The sequence below is a fragment of the Streptomyces sp. NPDC058221 genome (genome assembly GCF_042882365.1).
Lineage (GTDB): Bacteria > Actinomycetota > Actinomycetes > Streptomycetales > Streptomycetaceae > Streptomyces.
Window position 1 is genome coordinate 1 of the sequence record NZ_JBHVWF010000220.1, and the last position, 9,528, is coordinate 9,528.

Sequence of the window (9,528 nt, forward strand, 5' to 3'; positions counted from 1 at the left end):
TTTAAAATCCCCCGCCGGGGGGGTGTGCCGGCGCCGCCCCCCCACCCCGCCGCCGCCCCCGCCCCGGCCTCCGTCCCCGCTGCTCAGTGGGTCGCGGTGGCCAGTGCGCTGTCGGCCGCGCCGCGCGAGGTGTGCCACAGCGTGGTCACCGGCTCCCACACCCGGATCCCGTGGTCCATGCCCACCGCCGCCGCGCCGAAGGTGACGCCGTAGTGCGAGGGGTCACCGGCCACGGACAGGGTGCGGACCACATGCCCCTCGGCGGTACCGGGTGCCGCCGTACGCACGGCGGCGTACCCGCGCTCGCCGGGCGAGAGTACGTAGGCACCGCTGGTGGCCGGCGGCACGGGCTGGGCCGAGCCGTCCAGACCGCGGAAGGTGACGGTCGGGATCCGGTCCACCACGCAGGTGCTGCCGCCCCGGTTGGTGACGGCGATCCGTGCCACGTTCTGCTGCCCGCCGGGCGAGGCCGAGACCGTGAGGGCCTTCTCCTGGCAGACGCCGGGAGAGGGCGCCGTCCCGGGGGAAGCGGCGCCTGGAGCGGCCGACGCGCCGGTGGCCGTCAGGGCCGCGGCGGCCGTCGCGGTGAGGGCGGCGGTGAGAGCGGAGGACAGGCGCATGATGTTTCTCCCCTTGAATCGACAGCCCGCGGTCGTGGCGGGAAGCCCCGGTGGCCGGTACGGCCGACAGGGACATTCTGGACGGTATGCCACGTTCTTGGCGATAGGTCGGACATATCGGTTCAGTATCCGTCGATCGGGCGCCACTGCCGCCGGCCCCGCACCGTGCGAGCCGGTCCTCCTACCGCGCCCGCACCGTGGCCATCACCTCGCGGTCCGGCTGCAGCGTCAGGGTCGGCACGGGGCTGACCGTGCCCGGATCCACGTCCAGCTCGAAACGGCGCGCGAGCACCGCCAGAATCAGTACCGCCTCGACCATCGCGAACCGCGTGCCCAGGCAGACCCGAGGGCCCCCGCCGAACGGGAACCAGGCGTACTCCGCGATCGCGTCGCCGGCGTCCGCGTCCCAGCGCTCGGGGCGGAACTCCTCCGGCTGCGGGAACCAGCGCTCGTCACGGTGTGTGGCCCACTGGCTGCTCCACACCCTGGTGCCCTCCGGCATCGGTATGCCCCCGATCTGCGCGCCCTCCTTCGCAACCCCGGTGACCAGCCAGATCGTCGGGTACAGCCGCAGCGTCTCCTTGACCACCGACTGGGCGTACGTCAGTCGCGCGTAGTCGTCGAACTCCGGCTCGCGGTCGCCGAGTACCCGGTCCAGTTCCTCGTTCAGTGCGGCGCGTGCCCCGGCGTTGCGGGAGAGCAGGTACCAGGCCCACACCAGGGTCGAGCTCGTCGTCTCGTGGCCGCCGATGTAGAGCGTGACCGTCTCGTCGCGGATCTCCTGGTCCGTGAGCTGTGCGCCGCTCTCGTCGACCGCGGTGAGCAGCCGGCTGAGCAGGTCGGGGCGCTCGTCCCCGCCGTCGCGGTGCCGGGCGACGACGCGGCCCACCTCGGCGTCGATGACCGCGGCGGCCTTCCTGATCCTGGCCCGCCCCGGCGTCGGTACCCAGTCCGGCAGCAGTGCGCCGATCCCCGCGAACTCCTTGCCGATCTCCGCCTGGGCCACGTCCATGGCCCGGCCCATCGCCTCGGCGTCGGCCGGTGTGTCGACGCCGAAGATCGTACGGACGGCGATCCGCTGCGTCAGCGCCGCCATCTCGCGCTTGACGTCGATGCGTTCGCCGCCCGACCAGGTGTCGGCCAGCTCCACCGTGCTGCCGGCCATGGTCGCCGCGTACGACCGCACCTGCTTGGGCCGTACGGAAGGCTGCACCAACGACCGTTTGCGCCGCCACTCGCTCCCGCGCGCCACGACGACGCCGTTGCCCATCACGGTACGGAACGCGATCCCGAGGGCCGGCTGGTCGAAGGTGCGTTCCGTCTCGGTGAGCAGTTCGCCTATGCACTCCGGATCGGCCACGAACACACAGGAGTTGGGGCCGAAGCGCCATCGGACCAGGTCCCCGTGGCCGCGCAGCCGCTCGAAGAACGCGAGGGGGTTCCTGGCGAACTGCGGCATGTTCCCCAGGAACGGCAGCCCCTTCGGGCCCGGCACGATCCGGTGGGCGCGCGGCTCGGCATCGACGGCCGGTCCGGTCTCCGTGGACATATAGGGTCTCCGCTCCCTGGTGGCGCGCCACGGTCGGCGCGCGGCGAAAAACGACTCGGGTGGGTCCGCCTGCCAGTATTTCGTCACCGGCCTTGCGGAGTAGGTGAGTTGTCGAGAGTAGCCGCGCCGACTGGCTGGGCATCGGCCCGGTCCTGGATGCCACCAGGCTCTCCGACGACTACGGGGACCGGCTGCGGTTCACGGGGGCGTTCGTCGGCGTGTGTGCCCAGGACCTGGCGGGAACCGGGGCCGTTGCCGATTTCGACCGGTTCGAGCTCCGGGACCTCTGAGGTACTCAGCAGCCCCCGCGTTTGCCTATAGGTATTAGGCGTAGGCATAATGGCTGATGGTTAATGAAGGGGAGACCATGGCGCGTGCAGGACTGACCGCGGAACGACTGACTCGGGCCGGAGCGGAGCTGGCCGACGAGGTCGGCTTCGACGAGGTGACCGTCTCCGCGCTCGCCCGGCGCTTCGACGTCAAGGTCGCGAGTCTGTACTCGCACCTGAAGAACTCCCATGACCTCAGGACCAGGATCGCGCTGCTCGCCCTGGAGGAGATGGCCGACAGGGGCGCCGCCGCGCTGGCGGGCCGGGCGGGCAAGGACGCCCTGGGCGCCTTCGCGGACGTCTACCGCGACTACGCCCGGGAGCACCCCGGCCGTTACGCGGCGGCTCAGCTGAAGCTCGACCCGGAGGCGGCGGCTGCCAGTGCCGGTGTCAGGCACTCGCAGATGACACGGGCGATCCTGCGCGGCTACGACCTGACCGAGCCCGACCAGACGCACGCGGTACGGCTGCTGGGCAGCGCATTCCACGGTTACGTCAGCCTGGAGATGCAGGGGGGATTCAGCCACAGCGCCCCCGACTCGCAGGAGAGCTGGTCGCGGATGCTGGACGCCCTCGACGCACTGCTGCGGAACTGGCCCGCGCCCTGAACCGCGTTCCGGGCAGCACCTTCCACCATCGCGTTCCGTTCCGAGCAACAGGCAGAGACATGAGCACTGAATCCGACCTCATCACCACGCCCGTCACCGCCGCCCTCCTGCGCGGGGCACTCGACCTGGAGCGCACCGAGCACGGGGTGCGACCGCACCGGCTGCCCGCCCGGGCCCGTGCGCAGTGCGCCGACGGACAGCTGGCCATGGCGGAGGCGCAGCCCTCCGGCGTACGGCTGGTGTTCCGTACCCGGGCCACCACCGTCGAGCTGGACGCTCTCCGCACCAAGACGGCCTACGCGGGTGCCCCGCCCCGTCCGGACGGCGTGTACGACCTGCTCGTCGACGGCCGCCTCGCGGGCCAGGAGAAGTCGACCGGAGGCAACGTCCTCCTGGTCGACATGACCGCCGGGTCCGTGGACACCCGGCCCGGCCCGGTCGGCACCGTCCGGTTCGCCGGGCTGTCCGAAGGCGTCAAGGACATCGAGATCTGGCTGCCGTACAACGAGACCACCGAGCTCGTCGCCCTGCGCACCGACGCTCCCGTCGAGCCGGCTCCGGACCGGGGCCGCAAGGTGTGGCTGCACCACGGCAGTTCGATCAGTCACGGCTCCGACGCCGCGAGCCCCACCACGACCTGGCCCGCACGCGCCGCCTCCCTCGGCGGGGTGGAACTCATCAACCTGGGCCTGGGCGGCAGCGCCCTGCTCGACCCGTTCACCGCCCGCGCGATGCGCGACACCCCCGCAGACCTGATCAGCGTCAAGATCGGCATCAACCTCGTCAACACCGACCTGATGCGGGTGCGTGCCTTCACCCCGGCGGTGCACGGATTCCTCGACACCATCCGTGAAGGACATCCTGATGTCCCGCTCCTGGTGGTCTCGCCCGTCCTGTGCCCGATCCACGAGGACACCCCCGGTCCCAGCGCCCCGGACTTCAGCAACCTCAGCGAGGGCAGGCTCCGGTTCGTCGCCGCGGGCGACCCCGCGGAACGGGCCGCCGGGAAGCTGACGCTCAACGTCATCCGGGACGAACTCAGCCGCCTCGTGGAGCAGCGCTCGGCCGACGACCCGAACCTGCACTACCTCGACGGCCGCAGCCTCTACGGCGAGGCGGACTTCGCTGAACTCCCGCTGCCGGACCAGCTCCACCCGGACGCGGCCACACACAGCCGGATGGGCGACCGCTTCGCGGAGCTCGCCTTCGCGCCCGGCGGGCCGTTCGCGGCCGACCGCGCCTCCTGATCAGGAACACACCCCTGGAGCAACCGGTGCCGGCTCACAGCCCCTCCCGCATCCTCGTCTTCACCCGCACCACGGACTACCGCCACGACTCGATCCCGGACGGGGTCGCCGCGTTCCGGGCTCTCGGCGCGGAGTACGGCTTCGGCGTGGACGCGACGGAGGAGCCCGGGGTGTTCGAGGACGGGCTGCACGCGTACGCGGCGGTGGTCTTCCTCTCCACCAGCGGGGAGGTCCTCACACCGGCCGGACGGGCGGGACTCCAGGCGTACTGTGCGGCGGGCGGTGGCTTCATGGGGGTGCACGCGGCCGCCTGCACGGAGTACGGCTGGCCGTTCTACGGCGACCTGCTGGGCGCACGTTTCGACCGGCACCCCGCGTTCCAGCCGGGCACCCTCGTCATCGAGGACCGCCAGCACCCGGCCACCGCACACCTGGGCGCCACCTGGGAATTCGCCGACGAGTGGTACGACTTCCGGGACAGCCCGCGCGGCCGGGTGCGGGTGCTCGCCTCCGCCGACGAGTCCTCCTACGAGGGCGGCCGCACCGGACCCGACCACCCGCTCGTCTGGACGCATGAGCACGGCGGGGCCCGGGTGTTCTACACCGCCCTCGGGCACGCCCGTGAGGCCTACGCGGACTCGGCTTTCCGCGCCCATCTCCTGGGTGGGCTACGGCATGTGACGAATCGTCACACGCGTTGAACCCGGGCGGCGCGGGCCGTCGGCCGGTCCGGGGGTCCCGGGTCCGGCCGACGGCGCGTCGTCAGACGCCCGGCGGGACCCGGGAGGGGCGTCCGTTGCCGCGGGTCAGCGAGTAGCCGAAGACGGCCGCGAAGGCGCCCAGCACCCCACCGCCGACGGTCCACAGCCAGCGGTCCGTCCACCAGCCGGAGGCCCAGCCGTCCTCGGGCTCACCGGCGAGCGGCACCGGCGTGGCCGACGCGCCTTCGGCGGCCTGCTCGACGGATGACACCCCGGGCACCAGCGGCTTCGCGAGCGAGCCGTCGACGTCCCCGGCGCCGCCCTTGCCGGCCGAGGTGACCTCGACCTCCGTCCGCACCGGCAGTCCGAGATCCGCCGACGGCAGATCGACGACCGTGAGCCGGACGTAGTAGCTGCCGGGCAGCGGGTCGTTGGCCCATGGCTCGGACCAGGCCCTGACGGTACGCAGGACACAGGTGAGCTCGACCGTGGTGGCGTCGGCCGCGGCCTTGCCGGTCTGTTTGCCGTACATGCACGCCTGGCGGCGGCGCAGCCCGTCGTACACATCGACCTGCCAGGTCGACGCACCGTGCCGGGCGGTGGCCTCGGGCAGGGTGACCTTCGCCTTGACGGTGGGCCGTTGGCCCGCGTCCGCCGGGAACACCCAGTACAGGTAGTCGCCCGTGGAACCCCCGGCGGTGGCGGTCTGGTTCTGCTGGATGGCGGTGGCGGTACGGAAGGCGGTGCCCGCCTCCGTGGGGCCGGAGCCGTCGCCGGAGGCGCTGGGGCCCGGGCTCGCCGACGCGTCGTCCGCGACGGCGGCCCCCGCCCCGGTCAGGAGGGCGAGGCCGGTCAGCAGGGCACCCGCTAGTACACGTGTCGTACGGATCATCGGTTGGTCCTCCATACGGCGATGCGCCAGCGCGAGATCCAGCCGGTCAGCAGGCCCGCCACCAGTCCGGTGAGAACCAGCACGCCGAGCAGCCACCAGCCGCGGCCGAGGCCGAACGCGGCGACGTCGGCCGCGTTGTCGGGGCCGTCCACCACGTCGACGGTGAGCTCGACCGGCATACCGGGGGAGGTCTTCACCGAGGCGGGTGCGGAGAATGAGTTGCTGACCTGGAGACAGACGGTCTCCGCGGCCGGCTCGGCGTCGTCGTCCGTGTCCTGATCCGGCTTCGGGTAGCGCAGCCCGGACGAGATGGCGTCGGTGCGCCCGGTGCCGGACTCGGAACCTCTGACGATCTCCCGGCCGTGCACGGTCACCGCTCGCAGCAGCATCCCGTAGTCGTTGTTGACGGCGCGGTCCGCGGAGACACTCACCGAGGCGCGCAGCTCCTGGCCGGGCTTCACGGCGACCCGGTACCAGCGATGCTCGCCGAACCTCTCACGGTCGGTGTAGAGGCCGGCCTTGAGCTCGGGTGCGTCGGTGCACTCGGCGGCGCCCTCGGTCGCCACCGGTGTGACGACGGGCTCGGCCGCCCGGTCGACCAACTGCGTCACTCGGCCGGAGAGTTCATCGGTGTGCTGGACAGCCGTGTAGGTGCCGCCGGTGGCCTCGGCGATACAGGTCAGCTGCTTGCGGATCTTCTCGTTCGGCACCAGGCCGAGGGTGTCGATGACCAGGTGGATGCCGCGTGCGGCGATGTCGCGGGCCACCTCGCACGGGTCGAGCGGGCCGCAGGTGTCCTCGCCGTCGCTGATCAGCACGATCCGGCGGGTGGAGTCGCCGCCCTCCAGATCGTCGGCGGCGCCCAGCAGCGCGGGTCCGATCGGGGTCCAGCCGGTGGGTGCCAGGGTGGCGACCGCGGTCTTGGCCTCGGTGCGGTCGAGCGGGCCGACCGGGTAGAGCTGCTTGGTGTCCTTGCAGCCGACCTTGCGGTCGTCGCCCGGGTAGTCGGCGCCGAGCGTGCGGATACCGAGCTGCACCTGCTCGGGCACCGCGTCGAGCACCTCGTTGAACGCCTGCTTCGCCGCGGTCATCCGGGACTGGCCGTCGATGTCACGGGTCCGCATGGAGCCGCTGACGTCGAGCACCAGCTCGACCTTGGGGGACGCTTCGGTGGGGGTTTCATCGGCCGCGGCGGGGAGGGCCGAGCCGAGCCCGGCGGTCAGGGTGGCGAGCAGAATACCCACCCCGACCGTCAGTCTTCTTCTTATGATCATCGCCGGATAGTAGTGAACATCAGTTCGCTATCCAAAACCGGTGCACCGGCCGGCGCGCGTATTTGTGCGGCCCGTGCGACGGAATGTGACAGCAGGTCAGGGCCCGGCCGGTCTCCCGGCCGCGCGGCTCAGTCCCGCGGCCGGTCGGCGCCCAGCAGGGGGCCGGCCGCCCGGTCCAGTACCGAACCGATCCGGGCCCAGGCCGTCAGGTCCCGTTCCACCGCCTCCAGTTGCAGAGCCTCGCCGGTGTCCCAGCCGGTGGCGACCGTCACCGGGTCCGTGCCCGTGGCGGCCGATGCCGCGAGCGCGGCCGCGCCCACCGCGACCAGTTCGCCGCTCGACGGCACGGTCACCGGCCGGCCGGAGAGGCGCCGGACCGTCTCCACCCACTGACGGCCCTGGGCGCCGCCGCCGATCAGCAGCAGCGGCCGGGCGGCCACCTCGGGATCGTCGGGGTCGAGCCCGCAGGCCCGCAGCAGTGCGTCGAGTGCCCGCAGCACGGTGAAGACCGCGCCCTCGTAGGCGGCGCCCAGGAGCTGCTGGGGGGTGGTGTCGTGCCGCAGTCCGGTCAGCAGGCCGGCGGAGGTGGGCAGATCGGGGGTGCGTTCGCCGTCCAGATAGGGCAGAAGCACGGCCTCGCCGCCGGGGGCGGCGTCGGCGCGGTCCAGACCGAGCAGTTCGGCGACCTTGTCCACGGCGAGCGTGCAGTTGAGGGTGCAGGCCAGCGGGAGGTACGTCCCGTCGGCAGAGGCGAAGCCGGAGAGTGCGGCCGATGCGGGCCTGGTCCGGGAGGCGGCGAAGACCGTGCCGGAGGTGCCGAGACTGAGGACGGGGTGGTCGAGGAGCCCGGCGCCGCCGAGCCCGAGGCCGACGGCGGCGCTCATGTTGTCACCGGTGCCGGCGGCGACGGCGATACCGGCAGGCAGCCCGAGCGCCTCGGCGGCCCCGGCCGTCAGCGATCCGATGCGGGCCGCACCGCTGGCAGCCACCTCCGGCAGCAACGCGGGTTCGATACCGAGGAGTTCGAGCAGCTCGGGGTCGTAGGCGCCGGTGGCGGTGGAGTACCAGCAGGTGCCGGACGCGTCGCCGGGGTCGGTGACGGCCCGGCCGGACAGCCGCTCGGTCAGGAAGTCGTGGGGCAGCCGGATGGCCGCGGCCGCGGCGGCGTTCTCCGGCTCGTTCTCCCGCAGCCACTGCCATTTCGACGCCGTCATCGCGGCCACCGGAACCGATCCGGTGCGTGCGGTCCAGGCCTCCGCCCCGCCCAGCGCCGTGGTGAGGGCGGCGGCCTGCGGAGCGGAGCGGGTGTCGTTCCACAGGAGCGCCGGGCGCAGCGGGCGGCCCGTGCCGTCGAGGACGACCAGCCCGTGCTGCTGTCCGGCGACGGCGATCCCGGTGACGGCGGCGGCGGGGACACCCGACTCCTTGAGCCCGGCGGCGACCGCGTCGCGCAGCGCCTGCCACCACACCTCGGGGTCGCTTTCGCGCGCCCCGGCCTCCCCCGTGACGACATGCGGGGCGCGGCCGACGGCGAGCAGCCGGCCGGTGCCGGTGTCGACGAACGCCGCTTTGGTGGACTGGGTGGAGCTGTCCACACCGATGACGACGGCAGGCGGCGGCATGGCTGACCTCATTCTCTGGCTTCAGGGTTCCCGGGCTGTGGACTCTCGGCCACAGATATTTGGTCGTGCGACGAACAAATTACGTGATCGAAGTCGCGTGCCATAGGGGTCGACGTCGATTTCCGGTGACGGCGTGGATTTCCGGTGAGGGGGGTTACGTCCTCGGGGAGGTCCGTGCATGATTAGTCATGACACTGAACAAATTGAGGTTCGGCCGCCCGACCGGCTACGGACCCATGGCACCGAAGGCGGATGGACCATGACCGAAGGCTTCACCCCCACCCCGCAGGACAGGTTCACCTTCGGTCTGTGGACCGTGGGCTGGCAGGGGCGGGACCCGTTCGGCGACGCGACCCGGGAGGCGATCGACCCGGTCGACTCCGTGCAGCGCCTCGCGGAGCTCGGTGCGTACGGTGTGACGTTCCACGACGACGACCTGATCCCCTTCGGCTCTTCGGACTCCGAGCGCGAAGGCATCGTGAAGCGGTTCCGCCAGTCGCTGGACGCGGCCGGTCTCAAGGTGCCGATGGCGACGACGAACCTCTTCACGCATCCGGTGTTCAAGGACGGCGGCTTCACGTCCAACGACCGTGACGTGCGCCGGTTCGCGCTGCGCAAGGTCATCCGCAACATCGACCTCGCGGTCGAGCTGGGTGCCGAGACGTATGTGGCCTGGGGCGGCCGTG

10 protein-coding genes are annotated in these 9,528 nt (G+C 72.1%); 5 read left to right on the plus strand and 5 right to left on the minus strand.

The features are described from left to right. Positions 1-83: 83 nt before the first annotated feature. The gene (locus ACFVW8_RS36725; RefSeq protein ID WP_389697945.1) at positions 84-620 is read right to left on the minus strand and encodes a DUF4232 domain-containing protein; all 537 of its coding nucleotides are present in this window, start codon (positions 618-620) and stop codon (positions 84-86) included. 181 nt (positions 621-801) lie between these two features. After that, entirely contained in the window at positions 802-2,169 is a 1,368-nt protein-coding gene (locus ACFVW8_RS36730; protein ID WP_389697947.1) for a cytochrome P450, read from the minus strand. A 134-nt stretch (positions 2,170-2,303) separates the two neighbouring features. Between ACFVW8_RS36730 and ACFVW8_RS36735 the strand changes: the two genes are divergently transcribed. From ACFVW8_RS36735 to ACFVW8_RS36750, 4 genes are all read left to right on the plus strand, one after another. After that, positions 2,304-2,459 carry a hypothetical protein gene (locus tag ACFVW8_RS36735; protein ID WP_389697963.1) on the plus strand — a complete coding sequence of 52 codons (156 nt, stop codon included), beginning with the start codon at positions 2,304-2,306 and terminating at the stop codon, positions 2,457-2,459. 77 nt (positions 2,460-2,536) lie between these two features. After that, positions 2,537-3,106, plus strand: a complete 570-nt coding sequence (locus ACFVW8_RS36740) for a TetR/AcrR family transcriptional regulator (RefSeq protein WP_389697949.1) — start codon at positions 2,537-2,539, stop codon at positions 3,104-3,106. Between the two features lie 59 nt (positions 3,107-3,165). Continuing rightward, positions 3,166-4,353, plus strand: a complete 1,188-nt coding sequence (locus ACFVW8_RS36745; RefSeq protein WP_389697951.1) for a GDSL-type esterase/lipase family protein — start codon at positions 3,166-3,168, stop codon at positions 4,351-4,353. 26 nt (positions 4,354-4,379) lie between these two features. Then, positions 4,380-5,054: a ThuA domain-containing protein gene (locus ACFVW8_RS36750; RefSeq protein ID WP_389697953.1), complete on the plus strand. Its 675-nt coding sequence runs from the start codon at positions 4,380-4,382 to the stop codon at positions 5,052-5,054. Between the two features lie 61 nt (positions 5,055-5,115). Here ACFVW8_RS36750 and ACFVW8_RS36755 read toward each other — a convergent pair whose 3' ends face one another. The 3 genes from ACFVW8_RS36755 to xylB form a co-directional block, all read right to left on the minus strand. Beyond that, positions 5,116-5,946, minus strand: coding sequence for a hypothetical protein (locus tag ACFVW8_RS36755; protein WP_389697955.1), 831 nt, complete (start codon positions 5,944-5,946; stop codon positions 5,116-5,118). Further along, on the minus strand, positions 5,943-7,220 hold the full coding sequence (locus ACFVW8_RS36760; protein ID WP_389697957.1) for a VWA domain-containing protein: 1,278 nt from the start codon (positions 7,218-7,220) through the stop codon (positions 5,943-5,945). The genes ACFVW8_RS36755 and ACFVW8_RS36760 overlap by 4 nt, the downstream gene beginning before the upstream one ends. Positions 7,221-7,348: 128 nt before the next feature. Further along, a complete protein-coding gene (gene xylB / locus ACFVW8_RS36765) occupies positions 7,349-8,842 on the minus strand; it encodes a xylulokinase (protein WP_389697959.1) in 1,494 nt (497 codons plus the stop codon). 259 nt (positions 8,843-9,101) lie between these two features. Here xylB and ACFVW8_RS36770 point away from each other — a divergent pair. Further along, a partial coding sequence (locus tag ACFVW8_RS36770; protein WP_389697961.1) for a TIM barrel protein occupies positions 9,102-9,528 on the plus strand: 427 nt, incomplete at its 3' end.